Genomic DNA, 18377 nt, shown 5'->3' with positions numbered 1-18377 from the left:
GCTTGTCGGTCATGAAAAACTCCTCGATAGATGCATTTTCCACCTATCGGGGTGTCCGGGGAAATTAAACCACCACATATATCCTGGGCCCCTTAACTCTATTGCCTCCCTCCGGCGTTTGAGGGTCGAAGGACAAGATGCCCGCGGGGCCAGCTCCTGCGTTAAAGGTTAAGAATCGCGATACGCAAAGGAAGACGTCCCGGTGAGGTCAATATGAATACGGATATTCTCGATGCTGTAAAGAAGCTATGGGATTGCACGATTCCAAGTATCTGGAAGATCTCCGCTCCCGCTTCAACGCTGGTGAGGCGCTTGAGTATGTTTTTTTCTGGGGGCACCAGCGAAGCAAGCGTGGCGTCACGTCTTCGTGCTTCAGCCAGTGGTACAACGCCGAGTTCGTCGTGGAGGGGGAGCGTTACCCAACGGCTGAGCATTTCATGATGGCCGAGAAGGCTGCCTTGTTCGGCGATCAAGAAGTTCGTGCTCAAGTGCTCCTGGCACCCACCCCCAACGCAGCCAAGGCGCTTGGCCGCAACGTGCGTGGATTCAACGATGAGGTTTGGCTGCAGCATCGATATGCAATTGTCGTCCGGGCCAACCAAGCCAAGTTCTCCCAAAACCCGGAGTTGAGCGCCTTCCTCAAGGAGACTGGATCTCACATCATCGTTGAGGCCAGTCCAGTGGATAGCATCTGGGGTATTGGGCTTGCCCAGGACGATGAAAACGCGCACGACCCAAACCTATGGCGGGGCCTGAATCTGTTGGGATTCGCGCTTATGCAGGTTCGTGACGACGAACAGGTTTGCCCCTGATCGGCAGGCTCTATAGCACTTGGTGTTCAGTCGGAAGCAGCTTACTCGTCATCGTCGTCTGTGCTGCTCAGAGAGGAGGGGCTCTCTTCGACGTATTCCTTGCAGCCTCGGTTGAACGACAATGATGGGGTGCTGCAGTCACTGGCATCGTCAATATCGTTCTCCGCTGCCCACGCGTATCCGGCGTCATGTCCTTGTCCTGCCAGGACGCTGTACGGTGACGGGCTCAGCATTAGTGCGACGGCGATAGCTCTCAAGTCCATTTGTGAATCTCCCTGTGCTAGGTGCTGAAGGTCGCATAGAGCCATGAACCACAGGGCTTCTGCCAGTAAAAATAGCAAGGCGCCAAGGTGGATGCCGATATGAGCGCCTTGCAGCGGGGGCGTTTATCCCAGGGCAGGGTTACTACCCACTATTGAGTCTGAAATCCCGCGCTTTTGATCAATCCGCTGCGCCACCATCATCGCGGCATCCAGTTCGCTGATGCCGTGCTCCTTCATCAGCGCGAACCGCTCCGCTTTTTCCTCAGGCTCCGTCATGGCTGTGGCCAGGTAGAGGCTCGGTGGCACGGCCCGAAACAGCACCTCCATCGATTTTGACAAGATCACTCCCTCGGTGAATTTCCCGGACTCTTTCCTCGCTGACAGCATCAAGGCTTTCTGCGCCTCGGTGAGTGCACGAAACCGCGCGATCTTGTTGACCTCATCCGGCGGCATGTTCAAGCAGATCCACCACTCGATCATATTGAGCATGGGCTCGGCGGCCTTGGGCAGGTCGTCGATGTTCTGGGTGGCGAGCCAGAACCACGCCCCGAGCTTGCGCCACATCTTGGTGATCTTGACCACGTAGGGCGAGAGCAGTGGGTTCTTGGTGATGATGTGGCCTTCGTCCGTGACGTTGATGATGGGTCGGCCCAGCATCTGGTCTCGCTCGGCGATGTTGTTCACGGTATTGATCAGCGAGATGTAGGCGATGGAGAGCTGGGCGTTGTAGCCCTCACGGGCGTAGGTGGCCAGGTCCACCAGCGTGATATCGGCTTCTGGCCAGGGCGTACCGTCACGATTGAACAGCTCGCCCTCGGCGCCCTGGCAGAACATGTCCAGGGCATCGGCCATTTCCAGTAGACGCAGACGCCGCGGCTCTGGCAAGTGGGGGTCATTGCCCATGTCCCGCAAGGCGTCGCGCACGTCCTGGGTCAGCACCGTTCTGTGCTGGCCTACGCAGGTGTGCGCAGCATTGAGGATGCACTGACGAATCAGGCTGCGATCGGCGCGGGTCAGGCGCTGCTCTTCCTTGTCTTCACCGCCAGTGATCATCAGGCGCGCGGTGATCTCCAACTCGCCCAGCACATCGCGTTCATCGTCCTCTGTGGCGTCGGTGTCCTCCAGGGCCTCGGTGTCCAGGGTCATGACGTGGTTGGGTGTCGCCACCAGTCGGTAAGCGTCGGCGAAGGGTGCCAGGCTCACACCGGAACCGGGCGCCAGCTTGACCCGATTGACCGTCAGCCCCAATCGCTTGGCGAAGTCTGCAAACAACCCAAAGCTGTTGCCGGCCTCGGCAATGAACAACCGTGGCCGGTACAGCGCTGTGACCTGGTTGAGGAGGCTGTTGAGGGTGGCCGACTTACCGGCCCCCGTCGGCCCGAACAGAAACAGGTGCGCATTCATCTGCCGGTCCAGGCGGTTCAGAGGATCAAAGGTGAGCGGACCGCCACCTCGGTTGAAGAACGTGAACCCGGGATGCCCCGTGCCTTCGCTGCGGCCCCAGATGGGCGCCAGGTTGGCCACGTGCTGCACAAACATCAGTTGGGTATACCAGTCACTCTGGCGCATTCCTGGATTGAACACCCCGGGTAGCCAGCGCAGGTAGCTGTTGAGCGGCGCCACTTCATGCTCATCGCGCACCGGCTGTAGACCTGCGTTGAGCATCACGTTATGGAGCTGCAAGGTGCGGCTGTCGAGCTCCTCGACGTCCTGGCCCCGCAGGTAGAACGCCACCGCGCCCCGGTACAGCTTGTGAGCGCTGCCCAGGTGCTTGCGCGCTTGATGCACGTCGGCGCGGGTCTGCTCGGAGGCCAGTGTGTCCCCGACCGATTTCTGCGCAAGGTGGTTGAGGTGGGCCTCCAGTTGATCCTGCGGGCAAATCACCAGGGTGATGCAGAGTACGGTGTCTTCCGGCATCTGATCGAAGAGGGCGTTGATGGCGTCGCCCCCTTTGGGCGTTTCCCCGGTCAGGTGGCCAATGACTGGCGGCGTGCGCAAGCGATCGAGGACCACCACACGATGGGGCTGCTCATCGAAGTACCAGAGTCCCTGTTCCAGGTCAGAGCGCGGTTGTTCGAAGAACAGGCGCTGGGCAAAGTCAGTACCGCTGGCCAATTCCAGCGCATTGCTTGCTGGGCCCTCAGGGTAGGACGCCAGTTGATAGAACCGCTCCCGGTCTGCTCGGGTCTCTCCCAGCAGTCGCGGGTGAGGGTTGAACCAACGCAGCAGCCAGGCATGGATCTGTGCACCGATCATGCGCTGGGTTTTAACGCCAGCATTGCCCAGGCCTCCCAGCAGTCGGTCGCAGACGCTGTTGAGGGCCTGTTCGTGAGTGTGGCCTCGACGTCCATCAGCGCCCTTACGGCGCCGGTAGACCACCATCCGTACTTTGCGCCGCTGGCCGCGCCAGGGTAGGTGGCTCACCACCGTGTCTTCAAACAGTCCGCCGGGTTTGGACAATGCTTTGAGGTGCTGACCAAACATTGTGAGGTAACACTCGGTAAAGGCCGTTCCCTGGGCGCGCGGCTGCACGTAATCACCGAGGGTTTGCAGGTAGCCGTCCCAGTCGGTCTCATCCTGGGCGTAGAGCTGCACCACCCAGGGCTGTTCTTCCCGCTCGTCGAAGCTGTCTTGCAAGGCGTTTTCCAGGGCATCGCGCACGGTGCACAGCCAGCTCGCTTCTCGGCCCTCTGTGCCGATCGGCGTCAGCTCAAAAAACGCGGCCACAGATTCGCCATCCTCCAGCAGCAGACACTGGGTGTCGGGCAAATATTCCACCCAGGGCAACAGGTCGACAAAGCTGGGCGTCACTTCATAGAGGGCTTGTTCATCGGCCTTGGTGGCGGGGCGCTTTCGGGTGCGGTTCCCTGCGCCAGGTTCTGGCAGGCCGTGGGCCTTCAATTGTTCAACGTGCTGTGCCCAGGGATCGGTATCGGTTTTGTCCGTTTCCATCAGTAGGCCTCCGTGCGTTCGCCGGGCAGGGCGTACTGCACCCGCTGGTAAAGCGGGAAGACCGTGCTGTAGCCGGGCACCGGGACCGGGTCAGACCCCGCCAGATGGGGAAAGACGTACATCACAATGTCCGGGTTGGGCAGGCGCTTGAACTGACTGTGGATCTCGTTGCGGGCCGTGCGGGTATAGGTCAACTGATCGGACCCCATGTCATCCAGGGGGCGACGCAAGGCCAAGCGGGCTTCCTGGAGTGACTGGCTCAGGGCACCTTGAGGCGCCGGGCCCGCATGTCTCTCCCAGAGATCGGTCATGGTCTGCGAGCCATGAGGGAGCAGGTCGTCCTTGTCAGTGGTGCAGCCACCGGTCAGCACCATGACCAGCCACAGGCAGGCGAGGGAATTAATCGAGGGTCGATGCATGGGGACCTCCTGTCACATGCCGCACCTGGCGGCCGAGGGTTTCGTAGTCAATTTCCAGCTGCCGGTCCAGGTGCACGGCCACGGGCGCGCCGGGCTGCACATAGACGGCGGCGAACGCTTGGCCGTAGAGCTTGTTCACCCAGTCGCCAATGTCTTTCACGCCACCGGACAGAATGCTGTTCAGCGCCGAGGGGCCTGCACCCACGGCGGCTCCGCCAGGCGTGAGCACGGTGCTGGCGTCGGCCTTGTCGGCTTCGAGCAGCTTGGCCACCCCGGCGCCGGCCGCCGTGAGCAGGCTTTTGGTGCCCAAGTACTGCTGGGCGTTGGAGCGCCGTTCACCGGCAATGCACGGCACGCCATACGGATCGCTAAGCCAGCCAATGCCACCCTGAATCTTGTTCAACTGCGATTGGCCGGTTTGACCGCTGCTTTGGCGGCTGGCCAGTTTTTGCGGGGCGGGGAGCGTGCGGATACGCCCGTCGTTGAACACGAAGGTCAGGCTGACGATCTGCCCGCGCACGCACGAGAGCGTCCAGTCCCCGGCAGCGGTACCGCTGATCACCGCGCCCGCCACATCCGGTAGATCGATGCCATTGGCGGTGAGGTTATCCGGGCCGATCAGCACCTTGAAGGGGTAGGGATCGTTCACCACCCCGTCCACGGGCACCCGGCCAATCAGCGCGGTCATGGCAATGGAACCGGTGAGGGTGCTGTTCTCAGGCAGGGTGTAGACGGGCTTGGCTGCGGTTTTGTCGTCCGTGGTTTTGATGTGGCGGCCGACCGCGCCGGTATTGGCTTTGAGCGCCCGCTGGCCCTTATTGATCTCATCACTGAAGGCCGTCGGGAAAGTGAAGCCCTTTGCCGGTTTGCCGGACCCAGCCGGCAGCGGTTTGCCCTTGGCATCGACGGAGGTGCCGTCCTGAGGCTCGGTCCAGATCAGGTCATTGTGGGCTCCCGAGAACGACGCTTCGTCATCGGGCTCCAGACCCAGGCCGATGGGCAGGTCGGCGCCACCCTTGTTCAGAAACGAGGTTGAGAGCTGCTGCTTGAGGTCCTCCAGCAGGTTCTGGGTGTCCTGTGGACTCAGGCGTTGCGGGCCTGTGGGCTGGGCTTTCTCAAGTTCCGTGTTCAGGGCTTTCTGGATCCGCTGATCGATGTCGCTATCCCGCCGACGTAGGCGAGCGTTTTCTTTCTGTTGGTCTTTGTTTTCCGTGAGCAGCGCCTTGAGCTCAGTACGCATGGCCTTGGTCTGGGCCACCAGGGTGGCCACGGTGTCATGGGGCGTGTCGCCGTCGATGTCGAGCAGCTTCATGTCCTCTGGCGTCAGGGGCTGCGCGGTGCTGGCGGGTTTGGCTGTGGGGGCGTCCTTGGGGGAGCAGGCCTTGAGTACCCCGAAGACCACCAGCAGGATCAGGGGCAGGAGCAGCCACTTGAGCAGGCCATTACTGGTCATGGTCACCTCCGGGCGCGGCGGAGGTAGGAAGGGTAATGCTGGCATCCACCGGACTGAGGGTCGGTGATAGGGCTTGCGCCAAGCTTCGGCCGCGGGTGACCAGATAGACCACCGTGGTGTCACTGGCCAGGCCAGTGGGCTCCAAGTGCGCGTGCTGAAAGGCCGCACTGATGAAGTCGCCCCGCAGTTCGCGTGGGTCCAGAGCGATGGGGATGGGGGCGCTGTTCTGCAGTTTGACGGCGCTGACGGTGTGGTCCTCCAACTGCCAGGCGCCCAGCCATTGGGCTGTGACCGGTTGCGTGGGCATCAGGCCTGTCAGATCCAGGTCACGCCGCGATTTGACCGGCAATACGCCGGGCAGGGGCTCAACCGTTCGCAAGGGAGCGTAGAGGTTTTGCGCCGCGTAGCGGATCAGGACCACCGGGATTGGCGTTTGTCGTGAAGCGGGAGGGCTGTCCGCCGCAGTGAGAGGCGGGTCATCGTCGCTGCCCGAGGCGGCGGTTTCGGGTGTATCACCGTAGCCCATGGACGTGCCCGAGCCTTTCACGATTTTGATGGGTTCGAGCGCGGGCTGGCCTTGGCCTTCGGTGGCCGCGATGTCGATCAGGATGATTTCACCGGTACGCACATCTTGCAGGTGCAGACGGGTGGACTCGATCGGCGCATTAGCCCGCAGATACAGTGCACCGCCAGTACTCTGGATACGCAGCGTGTCACCCAATGAACGGGGAGCACCGACCCTGACGTTCTGGTCGATAAAGACGATGCGCTCCTGGTCGACGTACAGCGGCACGGCCAGGGGCAATCGTTCCCACGGCATGAGTTCGACAGCTTGGGCCACAGCGCAGCCCAGCCAAAGAGGGAGAAAGAGGTTCCATCGACGCATGACTAGCTTCCTTGCGTAGCAGTGGCAGGATCGTTTGAGGCGGAGGGTGCAGGCGGTGGGGCGATGCGTTGCGGCGTGCTGTCATAGCAGTCCAGGGCCAGGCCAAAGGGGTTTTTCTCTGGATCCACGTCCAGGCGTACGACCTGAAGGGGGTAGCGCACGAAGGCCTGCTTGACCCGTTCCGAGCCGTAGAATTCCTCGGTCGCCAGGTCCAGGTTCACCACCCAGTTGTCCCGACCCAGCACCTTGACTCGCTGCTCTGGATCATCGCCGTAACCCCGGCCAGGCATCTCGAACACGCCCCGAGTCCGACCGCGCAGCTCGCCGGCGGTCTGGCGTTTCCGGAAATCGCCTTCGAGCTGGGATTGGCAGCTAGGGGTCAGGTAGGCCGAGAGTTTCTGAATGGCGCGGGGGTAGTTCTTCTCGCCATCGACCGGCCAGCGGTTGAGCTGCTGGAAGATGTAGAAGCCAAAGGTGTACACCGACTCTGGCGCTATCTCCCACCACTTGCGGGTGCTGCCGGAGCGCAGGTCCGGTGGGAGGTTGATGGTCATATTTCGGGGGGCGTCCCACCATCCCAGACCCATGACCAAGGCAACCCCGAACAGCAACCCACACCCGATGCGAAGCGAGAGGAGGTGGGACTCCAGTCGGGCCACCTCATTCTTGAAGCGGCTCATGGGAGTCGACTCCGGCGGGTGCTCCAGCGCCCGGAGCGCCTTACCAGGTCCGCGCCGCCGATCCAGGCGGTGAGCACCGGCCATCGCATCGCGAGGGCGTATTGCAGATAGCGGTACAGCCAGGTCTCTGGCTTGCCACGCTTGTGACGGCGAAGCAGCTTGCCGCCCGCCAGCAGACCCAGCGCCGTGCACATCACCAGCATCGTGGGCGCCAGGGCCAGGCTCTGAAACAGCATTGCGATGCAAACCCCCAGGCCAGCGCCGATCACCGCGCTGACGGCGACGGAGATCCACATCTCATCGGCCGTGAGCCCCAGCACAATGACCGGCTGACGATTAAGGCGTGACGGCAGAAACCGAAGGGTGCCGTCGGGCAGTAGGTGATCCGTGTCTTGTGTCATTGCCAGATATCCTCACAAGATGCCCGTGGCCTTGGTCAGCAGCCAGATGCTGATCACCAGCAGCAGGGCGCCCACCCCACAGGTCAGCCCGAACTGGCCCCAGGTCTTCTTGCCGTTTTGCACCTCGGAGTAGGTGGTGAAGGCGTGGTAGGCCACGCCACAGAATGCGGCGGCAGCGATGACCAGAGCGATCAGGGAGAGGATGTCGAAGGCATGGTCCTGGAGGGTCTGGATCATGCTGTCCGATTCGCCCCGGCTCGGGGCCTCCATTTCTGGGAGTGCCCCGAGGGCCCAGAAGGACCAGGCGGCCAAACAAGCCACGCCGCAACGCGAAAAAAGGTGAGTGACGCGGTTTAAACCAATACGGGGTTTCATGAGGTGCCTCCAATGGCAGGGGTAATCCAAAAAAACGGGTCAGTGCAGCAATAGAAAAGTGAGCAGTAGGTAAATCAGCAACACCTTCGTGGCCAGGCCGGCGAACTTCCCTTGGGAGAGTTGGCCGCTGGCCCAACCCCGGTAACCGGTGACGAGGGCCCAGGCAGCGAAGATCAGTGCGCCGGCCAAAGCCAGCCCAATCAGCAAGGTGGTGCTTTGTTGCGGGGTAAAACCGCCCATAGCCTGAAAGGCGCTGAGCTGTGGTGCACTCATGCTCATGGGGACCTCCCCACGGACCGGATGTAATGGCCGGTCAGCTCAGGTGGGGTACGCGGTTGGGCACGTGATGGCGTGAGGTAGCCTTCAATGCCTCCGCGAACCTGCTCCAAGTCGTCAGAGAGACGGGCGTAGTCAAAGGTGAAGCGCGCGTGCTCATCGGCAGGCACGGCGGCATGGGCATTCACCTGCCGCGTGATGGCCTCCAGTTGACGCAGCACCAGACTCAGTTGGGCACGTTCGTGAGCCGTTGGCTCAGCCATCACCTGAGGCACGGTAAGGCTCGCCGCTAACGCGATACATCGCAGAGGTTGGGAGTAGGGCATGGTGTCGATCCGCTCGTAGAAGGTTCAACGAGCGTGCCAAAAGATGAGGCGGGCAACAGCCAGAAAACAGGATTTGGTCGAGTGGGTTTTATTTTCAGTTCATGGCAGTATCGAACGGCAACAGAGGGGGGCTCATGAGTCAGTTGAGCGTGAATCGAAGACGAGGATGGCGTTTATGAATACTCAAAAAATGAGTGCGAATCCGTTAATCAGTTATTCCGTTTTGTGCGTAATGTCAACTTTAGCGCTGGTCATGTACCTGCTCGCCGCCTCGGGGTACGGGACCTTTAATGTGAATTTATGGCAGCCCTATGATGGGGCTTCCGTGGTAATGCTTTCCAGTATCTTACTCTTCGTTGGAATAAGCTTTTATGTCGTTCGAGAGTGTGGGTTCGATCTGAAAGTAATCATTGAGTCCCAGCTTAATATCAAGCGAGCGCAAAAAATGAGGTATTTGTCTCTGCTTTCCAAACATTATGGCTCTTTTTTTCTGATGACGAAGATGTTGGTATTCGGGCTCGTGGCCCTTAAGATGTTTGTTCCTGCGGTCGGGGTTTTTCTGACCTCAATTCTAATGGCCTTCGTCCTCGCGGTTTATCTAGGGGTGTACTCCGTTAACCTTTCTAGGACGTTGTATGGGGCATGGGGGCGACATCCTGTGCAAGTGCTCGCCCTACTCGGAATCATCGCCGTTAATGCTATAGCATTGGTTATCATGCTTACGCATATTTAAAGTAAAGTGCTTGCGCTTCCCGTCTAAGTGGTGAGCGCCATTGCTTGGCCTTTGTCATGGTCTGAGGGGTTGGAATGCCCCGTGAGATGTTAGGCGTTGGCTTTTTTGATCATTAGAACTAAAGCTTCGATTTTATCATTTAAGCCAAAGGTATGAGTGTTCAAGGTTTTTTCGCAAAGTTTTTTGGCGACTTTTACTTTGTCAACGTCTTTTAATGTTGTGCTTGTGTTGGTGTTGAATGGCAGCACATGATCAAATTTACCGGTGTCGATGCGACTTTCGAATGATTTGTAACATTCGCTTAGGGCCGTAGTCATATCATCTTCCGGTATGTAATTTTCAATTTCCCTGCCGTCGGTGATCCATACTACTCCTCCGTTGTCTTCAATCTCTTTTTGGATTCGGAGCTTTGTTGCGTTTAGGGGGGTGTCTTCTGAAGCTCTATCGCTGTCGATAACGATTGCCAGATTCCGATTGAGGCGCCTCACTGCGATGAGGGCGTCAAGATCCTCTAGGTTCGGCTCAATATCATTCGCAGAGAGGTGACTCAGGAGCCTGCCACCGTAGAACATGATCGAGTAGTCAATGCCCTCTACAAGCTCAGGTGCAATCTGACGAATCCAGTGATTGATATAGATTCTGTCTGAAGGGCCTTCCACCCAGATGATTGCATTGGCCTGGAGCAAATCAGAGGCTTTGTAGCCTAGGTCTCTGATGACGTTGGATTTGCTGTTTGAGGATAAACAGAGTTTTATTTCGGTGCATCCATCAACGTTGGAGACGTGGAAAACAGAGGCATCAATGGTGTCAATGATACTAGGTGAGTGTGTAGCGATAAAATACTGATTGGTGGTGTTCTCTTCTAAGTACTTTACAAGCCGACGTTGAAGGACAGGGTGCAGGTGAAGTTCGGGCTCTTCAATGCAGACAATCTGGTTTTCAGCCAATGTACAGAAGGCTGCAAGCATTACGACCTCATGGATCCCGGTACCGAGTGACTCAATGGGCAGTGTTTTGTCGTCCATGTGGACGAGGATATGCTCTCTATTGTAAGGGATTTCTATTTTGGCTGTTCTCGACTCAGTTACGGTCCTCAGGAACTCGTTAATTTGATTAAATTTGTTAACAAGATGACGCTCCTGAATAACAGGGTTCTGATGTTTGGCAAGCTCCTCGATAAGTCCTTTGCCGCTCCAGTCTGAAAAACTCTCTCCTTTTGAGGAGATTTGCCTGATGGCAGGGATTAGATTTACTTTGGTTCTTGAGAAACCCACTAGGTTGATAAGCCATCTTATAGTATCGAGGAACTTATTTGAGTCGGTTTCGTATTCATTATGATCGCTAATGATTGGGTAGATCCCAAGTATTTTCTTTGCTGTGTGTGGAGGATCATCGAATCTAAAAGTTTCTAAGGGTAAGGCAATGTTGTCTATGGTCTGGAACCATATAGCGCCACTTTGTGAGATGGATGCTAAAAATTCATATATGTTTTCTATTTGCGGGGTGGTGAATAAATTCTTCTCTGAGACTGCGGCTCTGATTGCATCTGCAGGGATTCCGATTGCCGTTTCTATATCCGATGAAGTAGCGCCGAGATGGATATCAAACGTTTTCAGTATTTCAAGGTATTCTGGATTGCTGAGGTTATCAATGTCTTGATGCGTTATTGAGTTTAGATGTTCTGCAATAAAACTCAGGACGCAGGATTTTCCTGAATTATTTGGTCCTATAAAAAAATTAAATCTTCTGAAAGGTGTAATGAAAGCAGCTTTCTTTCCGATACCTTTATAGTTCTTGAGCCTGATACCGTGCAAAAAAATCTGTTCTTCCATGAGCCAGTGACTGCCTGAATTCGAAATGATGGCAAAATCATATCGCTTACAGATATTTTTTAAAACTGCCTGCTGAAATGCTCACCACCACACCCAGCGCCGCCGCACTGGGCAGCAATACCAGCAGAGGGCTCACGGTCATCGGTAAGGCAGGATAGATGATCCAGGGCGCGACCCACAGAGGCACGATCATCCGCTTTGCCCGATGGTAGATGAACCCGGACTCTCTCCCCGCACCAAAGCGCCGCAAATCTCGACGCACCAGCCCATCGATCAGCCCCGTGAAGACCGCCATCAAGAACAACGGCAGCGTCAGTATCAAAATCAGAATTCGCGCCAGAAAGGTCAGCGCTGCATAGACTGCCGCCAGACCGTAGTCTTCCAGATGTACATAGGCCAGCCCCAGGTAGTACTGAAGTCCTGTCCCCCGGTTACTGTTCACTCGGGCCTGCTCGGCTGACTGGGTGACCCAGTGGATCAGACCGGTTTTCTCAAAACCCCACTCGTACGCCAAGCCGATGATCCAACGGGCGGTTTGCCCGGGCTGCTCGACCAACAGACTCTGGACAAATGCTGCCGACAACCACTCAAGCTCGCTGTTCAGCATCTCCTGCGAGTGGTGCCAGCCTTCCTCCGGCCAGAAGAAATACAGCCCGATCCACTCGGTCACCACACTGAAAAGCAACGACACCAACAAAATGCCCAGGAGGGTGAAAGGCAGCCCGATGGCCTTGCTGATCAGGCCCTTATCACGGTGTAGCTGTTGGCTTTTTGCGGTGTCGGTGCTGGTGGCCATGGTTCCCTCCTGCTCAGTGCGCCGTAAGGACCACAGGTTCGAAGCAGACAAATAGTGGACCGGCGACCGGGTCCTCTACCCGAATCTGGAGTACGTTGATCCAGCGTGGAGACAGGCCATTTTTGCTAAATCGGTTAAATAGATCGTTCCCATCATGGGCCCCCCATCGAGCAGCGATCAGTAGCTGATGCAAGACGTTGGAGATCGTCGTCGATGCCGGTGCCGGTTCTGATACCGATGTCGATGCCCGAAGGTGAACGAAACGCAGCTTTACGCGGATTTTTCCTTTCATGGTTGAGCTTCCTCTGCAGTTGTAGCAACGGTCTCGGCCTGGGGAGCTTCCCCCAGCAGATCCGTCGGTAGTGATTCATCCATCACCCGCGTTCCACTGCTCACCCACCATTCGCCACCGCCATCGATGTAGCGTTTGCGCATGTGCTGGGCCAGGGCTTGCAGGTCTTTGGGCATACATTCATCTGGATCAGGGGCAGGTAGGGGCATCCGGACTTTCCAGAGGTTGGCGCCTTCGATTAGGGCAAAGGCTTGCCCCTTAGGCAGACTGACGATGTGGGCTGGTTCTATCAGCGGGACGCTGGTGGAGCTGACCCTGTCTTGGGTGTTGCTGGTGAAGTCGGTGCTGCCGGTCGGGTCCGAACTGTCCGTCGCACCACTGACCAGTGTGGTGGAATAAACGTCCACCTTGGGCAATTGCAGGGTCAGCAACTCGGCGGTGGCGGTCTCGCGTACCCGCAGCATGAAGAGGTTGTTGAAATTGCCCACCACCTGACCGGCTTTGGCTCGGTTGCCGATCTTGGCCTCAATGTCACTGAGGGTCTGGGTGTAGGCACTGACTTGGATACCCGCGCCACCCCCCTTGTTGATCATCGGAATGAACTCATCCCCCATCAGTTCGTTGAACTCATCAGCGTGAAGGTTGATGGGGATTTTCTGGTCCTGGACAGCACCGGGCAGGCCGTCATCGATGCCGAACTTGTAGATATGGCCCGCCACGGACACGAGGTCCGAAAACATCGAGTTGCCCACGGCGGCGGCCACCTCCGGGTCGGACAAGGCATCGAGCCCGACGTACACGATCGCTCGCTTACGGATGATCTGCATCCAGTCAAAAATCGGCCGAGGATCGTTGAGATCCGTGTAATTGGGCGAGATCAACTCGGCCATCCGCCCGGTGGTGAGCTTCTCCAGCAACGGGAGGAGCGAGGCGACGATCTTGTCGAAGTAGGTCTTGTCATAGCGGATCGCCGAACGCAGTCCATCCATCACCGGGTCCGCCACCCGGGTTTGTGAGAGGTACTGGTCAATGGCCGTCACGCGCTTCTGCCGACCGCGCATGTTGTAAGGGGTATTTTTCTCGTTAAGGGCGCCTTCGAGGGTGACGATCACCTCCCAAGCCCTGGGGTCGTGCTTGGCGAAGTAGTAACCGCTGTACTCGATGAACAGCGCGTCGATGTTGATGACATGCTGTTGGATCTTCAGGTAGTCCGGACGAATTCCCAGTTCCACCAACGCCCGGGCAATGATGTTCACAAAGCGCCAGGCGAACTCCCTGAAGGCTGCGCTGTTACCTTCGCCCGAGAGTTGGCCGGCGATGCGGCTGGCCACTTCAGAGATGCGCCCGAAACGGCCCACGGCGTTGTAGCGCGCCGAGAAGTCCGGCCAACCCAAGTGAAAGACATAAAACTCGTTCTCACGCCCGGCGCGTTTGGCTTCGACGTACATGCGCTTGAGCAGGTCCGCATCGCCCTTGGGGTCGAACACGATCACCGGCTCGAATTCAGGCAACCCGTTGACCATCTTCTTGCGGCGAATATCCTGGGTGATAAACAGCTCCGCCAACCGGGTTTTACCCACCCGGGTCGTGCCCAGGATCAGGCTGTGGCCGACGCGTTCCCCGAGTGGCAGGGACACCTCGACTTCATTGGGTTCAACGCCATGCAGGCGAGGAGAACCACCCACTGGCGGCAGAGGACGCACCGGGTTAAACGGGCTGTCCCAGGCGGTAACACGGGGAACCAAGCTCAACGGAAAGGGCGCCACCTCCAGGCGCACTTCCAGTCGGCGAGCCGCTTGAAACCCCGCAGTGGGCTCCACGTAGCGACGAAACTCGGGCCGGTATGTCTGCATCAGCCGTTGGGTGTGCCGCTGTTCCCACTTGAAGCCGATGCCGACAAAGAGTCGGTGATTGCTCACGGGCACCTGCTTGCTGGTCATCACATAGCGCGGCAGCCGACGGATATTGCGCCGGTAACGCAACACCACCAGCGCCTGGCGAAGGCGCATCGCGCCGAACCCTAGAAAGAACACTGCCGCCCCGACCCCGAACAGTGGCGTCAACGCCAGCGACCAGGGCGCGAACAGACTCAGGTACGCCCCAATGCCACACACCGCCACGGTGTACAGCTCCACCGCAGGCCGCAGTAGGGTCTCAATGGTATGGGACGGGGTCATGGTTGCTGCTCGATACCGGTAGCCGTCACCAGAGCGGGGTAGTGCTCAATCCCCAGCCGCTGGGCCAGGTCATCTGCCGCTGCTGGCACCATCTCCAGTCCGGCGCCTAAGGCCCGCAGCTCCTTGAGGGCCGCCATCCGTTGGACATTGACCACCCACCCGACGGCTTTGATTTCGCGCAAGACATCGCCTCGGCGCTGCAGCCATTGCCGTGACAGTTCGTCATCGCCGATGAGGAATACCGGCCGCAAACCGGCGGCATTGTGCACGCGGCTCTTGAAGGGGCCCGGGCTCAGGGATGTGGACTTCACTGGCAACATGTCCGCTTCGCTGTACGTGGTGATGCGTACGGGCGGTAAGGTCATGGCTTTGGCCGGTTGGTCATCCGACAACAGATTGAGCGAGCGGTAATACGCCAGGGCCGAGGCGCCGCCCTGGTCTTCAACGACGATCAGTTCGGCGTGGGCGGCAGCGCATAGCAGGCCAGTCAGTAAGCGCAGCGCCCAAGCAGCCAGCGGTGCACGGGTGACTAACGCAGAGCGTGGGGGATGTGTGGGGTTCATGGGGTCTTCATTCCTTGAAGGTTGGGGCTGGTGAGACGGGTGAGGTGCTGAGCAAAGGCCTGGCGGTAGCGTTTGGCGGGTGCACCGCCAGCGGGGCGGTGGTAACGGCCCGCGGCGGCGGTCCAGTTGCTGTCCGGGGATTTGTGTTTCAGAAGCAGGGCAGTGACGACGGTCAGGTTGCGGTACGGGTCCAGGGCCTCGCAGGGATGCGCAAAGTACTCGCCGTTCCACCCCAGGTTGATCTGACCCAGGCCCGCATCCACTTGCTTGGCACTGACTGTCTGGAGGGCCTGGAGCAGGGCGCGGCATGCCGAGCGTCGATCCGCAAAGCGATAAGGTAGGCCGGCCACATTCAGGGTCCAGGGCCAGGGAACCAGACGGCCACGGACGCGAGCACCGCTCTCTTGTAGGGCCAGCGCGTACAGCACGGAGGAGGGGACGGAGGTGCCGCGAGTGGCCCACTGGTAAGCAGGGGGCGGCAAGGGGGTGGCGCTGACCTGCAAAGCCAGTAGACCGCCACCCACGAGGCCTGCGCATGGCCACAAACGACGCCGGCTCATTGCCGCTGCCATTGGTCATTCACAGGCCGCATGACGGCAGGAAAGGCTCCGCTGTCGCCCAGGCGCGCCCAATGCCCAACATCGTGATTGAGCGTGATGTCGCGGTTGAGGACTTTCTGGGGCTCAATGCCGACCCGCTTGGCCCAGGCCCGAAGACGGTCGTCTTTGCCCCGGCTGTCCACCAGGTACAGGTCGAAACCCTGTGCTGCTTGCTGAAGCTGCCTGACGCGCTCCGCACAACCCTTACAGTGAGTGGTGACAAACACCGCCAACCGCGCCGATGAAGTCACAGGGGACGCCTGGGCGGTGCTCTCGGTCCCCATCAGGTTCACTGGCAGTTGCCCAGGGTACAAACGCTGGTAGGCATCGTTGTAGGCGTTCTGGTAAGTCAGCAGCTTCTGCACGCGGGCGAACTCCGCCTGTACCTGCTGTTCGGCATAGCGCTGTTGTTCCTGCGGATCTCGCGCCTCTATGCCCAATGCCGTCAGTGGATCGAGGTTGGGCGAGTACACACCGAGCGGACCTTGCATCAAACGGCGATAGCGTTGCCACTCTTCGGGCTTGAGGCCCCATTCGGTAGCCAGGGCTTGCTCAAGTGCTTGAGTCGGGTGTTCCCGGTGCTGCGTGTGCGGCGTATTTTCAACGCTCAGGGGGATGAGCGTTTCGGCTTGAGTCGCCAGGGGCAGTAATAAGCAAGTGCTGCTCAACAACAGACAAAGAGGGGATACGTTCATCGTGTAGCCCTCACGGAATCGAGACGGTGAGCGAACCACCGTCAGGCCGAACCCATCGGGCTTTGCCCGGCTCAAGGGCATCCAAGCGCCAACCCAAGAGCATCCGGCCTGGTCGGAGCAGCTCAATGTCATCCAGCCGCCGTCCCCCTGTGAGCATCACCGCCAAAAACAACTCGCCACTGCGTGACTCCAGACCCACGACGGTGAAGGGCAGTCGGGTAGAAGCAGTTGTGCTGGCTTTGCGAGGACGTACGGCCTTGGGAACGGTCGATGAAGACCCAAGCGCAACAGCAGAGGACGGAGCCGGCGCAGTGGCCGAGGAAGGAGGGGCCTCTACGGCGGCTTTGAGTGCCAGCAATGCACCCTCTGTGTTTTCCACCTGAGTGGTCAGCGCGGTGAGACCTGAGACGACGGTCTCTACGGAACGCTCTGCCGCCAAGGCTTCGAGTCGTTGGAGGGCTGACTTTTGCGCGGCCTGAAAGTCCTCCACCGTCACACAGCTCAGTGACTGCAAATTATCGAGTTCGGCATCCACCTTTTTCAGGTGCAACTGGATGCTTTCCAGGCCCTCGTGAGAGGGCATCGATTCCACAGCGTTGGAAAGCGTTGAGAGCTTGCCTCCCAGGTACACTGCCGTGCCTGCCAACATAATCAGTGTGGCACCTTGAATGGCCGAATACAGCGTTGGACGTTTCACTGCTCACCTCCCAGCGGCCGCGCCGTAGGCGAGGAAACCGCTCCCGCTGTACCCTCCACCGGGCCAACCATTACGGTTGTCGGTAACTGATCCGCCATTGCGTCTCGAGCCACAAAGCAGACGCTCCGAGCTTTTTCGTCAACCTCCACCCGCCACGCCGGCCCGGTCAGGACCAGCAGTGCATTGCGTACGGTGATGGGCCCAAGCCGGTAATGCGTGGCGGGTAACGGATGGGCATACAGCACCTGCACGCCGCTATTCCCCGCATTGGTTGCCGAGCACAACCGATAGCCTGAGTGGCGCAGGACATAGCGCATCGCTTCCTGGACCGTCGGGTTCACCGTCTCCGGCACGCGAATATCGATCACCTGGCTCAGCAGATCCAACTGTTCGGTTCGAGGCAACGTGCTGGCAAGGGTGTAACGCCCCTTACGCTGAGCAGGCGAACGTTCAGGCCGCAGCCACTGAACCTGTGACTGACGTGAAACCTTCGAAACGGAGGGGCGTATGACCTCCGTCTGAGCAGACGAAGTCGTCGACGATGTGCAGCCCGACAGCGTCATCACTGTCAGCGGCAAGGCGAGTTTTACAGCAGTGGCCAAAGGCCGAATGGGGGAGAAAAACATCCATGTGTCCTCACGCAGTGGTGAGGACACAGTTGCAAATTAGAGCGGTCATCGCAGCCAACAAACAGGATTTGGGGCGTTGGGTTTTTTCAGGTGGTCGCTGTTGTAGGAACAGGGAGCCGTATCAGGCGTCGGTCTAGGCTTGCGATGTTGTGAGATCCGAAAGTGGCCAACTGCATTGCTTGGTATGTTGGCAGTCCGTAAGAGTATAAAACAGCGCTGCTATGGAGGTTGTGAGGCTCCCTATATTCGGATGCTGAGTATATTGCGAGTTAAATAGCGTCTCAATAGCCGGGCCGTGGTCTGCGTGCGTGTTGGCGCTTATGATTTTTTCAACATCGCCGATACCATTGGTTCGATCGATAAAAAATGACCTTGGAATGTCTAAAGTTTTGTTGTCTGTAATCAGTAAGGTTTTGCCAGTGTTATTAGCTGGCGCTCACGATCTTCAGCGAGCACTGCGCACGCCCACTGCGTTTTTGAGGAAGTTAGGGAGCGCAAGTATATGTGCGCTCAAGCTAGTC

Annotated in this window: 19 protein-coding genes; 2 read left to right on the top strand and 17 right to left on the bottom strand. The window is 58.6% G+C overall.

Going from position 1 to position 18377, the window contains the following annotated elements; translation table 11 throughout:
• Positions 1 to 254: 254 nt before the first annotated feature.
• Positions 255 to 812: a riboflavin biosynthesis intermediates N-glycosidase gene (gene ybiA / locus AC07T0_RS26540; protein WP_495003976.1), complete on the top strand. Its 558-nt coding sequence runs from the start codon at positions 255 to 257 to the stop codon at positions 810 to 812.
• A 386-nt stretch (positions 813 to 1198) separates the two neighbouring features.
• Here the strand turns inward: ybiA and AC07T0_RS26535 are convergent, their stop codons facing one another.
• The 9 genes from AC07T0_RS26535 to AC07T0_RS26495 are packed head-to-tail and all read right to left on the bottom strand — an operon-like array spanning position 1199 to position 8780.
• Positions 1199 to 4027, bottom strand: a complete 2829-nt coding sequence (locus AC07T0_RS26535; protein ID WP_495003975.1) for a conjugative transfer ATPase — start codon at positions 4025 to 4027, stop codon at positions 1199 to 1201.
• Entirely contained in the window at positions 4027 to 4446 is a 420-nt protein-coding gene (locus AC07T0_RS26530) for a TIGR03751 family conjugal transfer lipoprotein (protein ID WP_495003974.1), read from the bottom strand. The genes AC07T0_RS26535 and AC07T0_RS26530 overlap by 1 nt, the downstream gene beginning before the upstream one ends.
• Positions 4427 to 5899 carry a TIGR03752 family integrating conjugative element protein gene (locus AC07T0_RS26525; RefSeq protein ID WP_495003973.1) on the bottom strand — a complete coding sequence of 491 codons (1473 nt, stop codon included), beginning with the start codon at positions 5897 to 5899 and terminating at the stop codon, positions 4427 to 4429. Before AC07T0_RS26525 ends, AC07T0_RS26530 begins: the two co-directional genes overlap by 20 nt.
• Positions 5889 to 6785 carry a TIGR03749 family integrating conjugative element protein gene (locus AC07T0_RS26520; protein ID WP_495003972.1) on the bottom strand — a complete coding sequence of 299 codons (897 nt, stop codon included), beginning with the start codon at positions 6783 to 6785 and terminating at the stop codon, positions 5889 to 5891. Before AC07T0_RS26520 ends, AC07T0_RS26525 begins: the two co-directional genes overlap by 11 nt.
• 2 nt (positions 6786 to 6787) lie before the next feature.
• Positions 6788 to 7465, bottom strand: coding sequence for a PFL_4703 family integrating conjugative element protein (locus AC07T0_RS26515; RefSeq protein WP_495003971.1), 678 nt, complete (start codon positions 7463 to 7465; stop codon positions 6788 to 6790).
• A complete protein-coding gene (locus AC07T0_RS26510) occupies positions 7462 to 7866 on the bottom strand; it encodes a TIGR03750 family conjugal transfer protein (protein WP_495003970.1) in 405 nt (134 codons plus the stop codon). The genes AC07T0_RS26515 and AC07T0_RS26510 overlap by 4 nt, the downstream gene beginning before the upstream one ends.
• Before the next feature lie 12 nt (positions 7867 to 7878).
• Positions 7879 to 8241, bottom strand: coding sequence for a TIGR03745 family integrating conjugative element membrane protein (locus tag AC07T0_RS26505; protein WP_495003969.1), 363 nt, complete (start codon positions 8239 to 8241; stop codon positions 7879 to 7881).
• A 39-nt stretch (positions 8242 to 8280) separates the two neighbouring features.
• On the bottom strand, positions 8281 to 8520 hold the full coding sequence (locus AC07T0_RS26500) for a TIGR03758 family integrating conjugative element protein (protein WP_495003968.1): 240 nt from the start codon (positions 8518 to 8520) through the stop codon (positions 8281 to 8283).
• On the bottom strand, positions 8517 to 8780 hold the full coding sequence (locus AC07T0_RS26495; RefSeq protein ID WP_495003980.1) for an integrative conjugative element protein, RAQPRD family: 264 nt from the start codon (positions 8778 to 8780) through the stop codon (positions 8517 to 8519). The genes AC07T0_RS26500 and AC07T0_RS26495 overlap by 4 nt, the downstream gene beginning before the upstream one ends.
• A gap of 238 nt (positions 8781 to 9018) precedes the next feature.
• On the opposite strand from AC07T0_RS26495, the gene AC07T0_RS26490 reads away from it, so the two are divergent.
• Complete coding sequence (locus tag AC07T0_RS26490) at positions 9019 to 9576, top strand: hypothetical protein (RefSeq protein WP_495003967.1); 558 nt, start codon at positions 9019 to 9021, stop codon at positions 9574 to 9576.
• A gap of 89 nt (positions 9577 to 9665) precedes the next feature.
• Here the strand turns inward: AC07T0_RS26490 and AC07T0_RS26485 are convergent, their stop codons facing one another.
• The 8 genes from AC07T0_RS26485 to pilL2 all read right to left on the bottom strand — a co-directional run bounded on the left by AC07T0_RS26485 (position 9666) and on the right by pilL2 (position 17853).
• On the bottom strand, positions 9666 to 11408 hold the full coding sequence (locus AC07T0_RS26485; protein WP_495003966.1) for an ATP-dependent nuclease: 1743 nt from the start codon (positions 11406 to 11408) through the stop codon (positions 9666 to 9668).
• A 46-nt stretch (positions 11409 to 11454) separates the two neighbouring features.
• Positions 11455 to 12204: a TIGR03747 family integrating conjugative element membrane protein gene (locus AC07T0_RS26480; protein ID WP_495003965.1), complete on the bottom strand. Its 750-nt coding sequence runs from the start codon at positions 12202 to 12204 to the stop codon at positions 11455 to 11457.
• A 288-nt stretch (positions 12205 to 12492) separates the two neighbouring features.
• A complete protein-coding gene (traD, locus tag AC07T0_RS26475; RefSeq protein ID WP_495003964.1) occupies positions 12493 to 14673 on the bottom strand; it encodes a type IV conjugative transfer system coupling protein TraD in 2181 nt (726 codons plus the stop codon).
• Positions 14670 to 15236, bottom strand: coding sequence for an integrating conjugative element protein (locus AC07T0_RS26470; RefSeq protein ID WP_495003963.1), 567 nt, complete (start codon positions 15234 to 15236; stop codon positions 14670 to 14672). Before AC07T0_RS26470 ends, traD begins: the two co-directional genes overlap by 4 nt.
• The gene (locus AC07T0_RS26465; RefSeq protein WP_495003962.1) at positions 15233 to 15796 is read right to left on the bottom strand and encodes a lysozyme family protein; all 564 of its coding nucleotides are present in this window, start codon (positions 15794 to 15796) and stop codon (positions 15233 to 15235) included. The genes AC07T0_RS26470 and AC07T0_RS26465 overlap by 4 nt, the downstream gene beginning before the upstream one ends.
• On the bottom strand, positions 15793 to 16530 hold the full coding sequence (locus AC07T0_RS26460; RefSeq protein ID WP_495003961.1) for a TIGR03759 family integrating conjugative element protein: 738 nt from the start codon (positions 16528 to 16530) through the stop codon (positions 15793 to 15795). The genes AC07T0_RS26465 and AC07T0_RS26460 overlap by 4 nt, the downstream gene beginning before the upstream one ends.
• A gap of 10 nt (positions 16531 to 16540) precedes the next feature.
• Positions 16541 to 17227, bottom strand: a complete 687-nt coding sequence (locus AC07T0_RS26455) for a hypothetical protein (protein WP_495003960.1) — start codon at positions 17225 to 17227, stop codon at positions 16541 to 16543.
• Complete coding sequence (gene pilL2, locus AC07T0_RS26450; RefSeq protein WP_495003959.1) at positions 17224 to 17853, bottom strand: PFGI-1 class ICE element type IV pilus protein PilL2; 630 nt, start codon at positions 17851 to 17853, stop codon at positions 17224 to 17226. The genes AC07T0_RS26455 and pilL2 overlap by 4 nt, the downstream gene beginning before the upstream one ends.
• Positions 17854 to 18377: the final 524 nt, after the last annotated feature.

It is taken from the genome of Pseudomonas sp. GW821-FHT04D07 (assembly GCF_059420225.1).
The sequence above is the reverse complement of the archived record's forward strand: the minus strand, read 5'-3'. Positions and strand labels throughout refer to the sequence as shown.

What these genes read in the sequence shown, in the direction of transcription:
- AC07T0_RS26535 (WP_495003975.1), bottom strand. Translation starts at nt 4,027, where the DNA reads ATGGAAACGGACAAAACCGATACCGATCCCTGGGCACAGCACGTTGAA.
- AC07T0_RS26530 (WP_495003974.1), bottom strand. Translation starts at nt 4,446, where the DNA reads ATGCATCGACCCTCGATTAATTCCCTCGCCTGCCTGTGGCTGGTCATG.
- AC07T0_RS26525 (WP_495003973.1), bottom strand. Translation starts at nt 5,899, where the DNA reads ATGACCAGTAATGGCCTGCTCAAGTGGCTGCTCCTGCCCCTGATCCTG.
- AC07T0_RS26520 (WP_495003972.1), bottom strand. Translation starts at nt 6,785, where the DNA reads ATGCGTCGATGGAACCTCTTTCTCCCTCTTTGGCTGGGCTGCGCTGTG.
- AC07T0_RS26515 (WP_495003971.1), bottom strand. Translation starts at nt 7,465, where the DNA reads ATGAGCCGCTTCAAGAATGAGGTGGCCCGACTGGAGTCCCACCTCCTC.
- AC07T0_RS26510 (WP_495003970.1), bottom strand. Translation starts at nt 7,866, where the DNA reads ATGACACAAGACACGGATCACCTACTGCCCGACGGCACCCTTCGGTTT.
- AC07T0_RS26505 (WP_495003969.1), bottom strand. Translation starts at nt 8,241, where the DNA reads ATGAAACCCCGTATTGGTTTAAACCGCGTCACTCACCTTTTTTCGCGT.
- AC07T0_RS26500 (WP_495003968.1), bottom strand. Translation starts at nt 8,520, where the DNA reads ATGAGCATGAGTGCACCACAGCTCAGCGCCTTTCAGGCTATGGGCGGT.
- AC07T0_RS26495 (WP_495003980.1), bottom strand. Translation starts at nt 8,780, where the DNA reads ATGGCTGAGCCAACGGCTCACGAACGTGCCCAACTGAGTCTGGTGCTG.
- AC07T0_RS26490 (WP_495003967.1), top strand. Translation starts at nt 9,019, where the DNA reads ATGAATACTCAAAAAATGAGTGCGAATCCGTTAATCAGTTATTCCGTT.
- AC07T0_RS26485 (WP_495003966.1), bottom strand. Translation starts at nt 11,408, where the DNA reads ATGGAAGAACAGATTTTTTTGCACGGTATCAGGCTCAAGAACTATAAA.
- AC07T0_RS26480 (WP_495003965.1), bottom strand. Translation starts at nt 12,204, where the DNA reads ATGGCCACCAGCACCGACACCGCAAAAAGCCAACAGCTACACCGTGAT.
- traD (WP_495003964.1), bottom strand. Translation starts at nt 14,673, where the DNA reads ATGACCCCGTCCCATACCATTGAGACCCTACTGCGGCCTGCGGTGGAG.
- AC07T0_RS26470 (WP_495003963.1), bottom strand. Translation starts at nt 15,236, where the DNA reads ATGAACCCCACACATCCCCCACGCTCTGCGTTAGTCACCCGTGCACCG.
- AC07T0_RS26465 (WP_495003962.1), bottom strand. Translation starts at nt 15,796, where the DNA reads ATGAGCCGGCGTCGTTTGTGGCCATGCGCAGGCCTCGTGGGTGGCGGT.
- AC07T0_RS26460 (WP_495003961.1), bottom strand. Translation starts at nt 16,530, where the DNA reads ATGAACGTATCCCCTCTTTGTCTGTTGTTGAGCAGCACTTGCTTATTA.
- pilL2 (WP_495003959.1), bottom strand. Translation starts at nt 17,853, where the DNA reads ATGTTTTTCTCCCCCATTCGGCCTTTGGCCACTGCTGTAAAACTCGCC.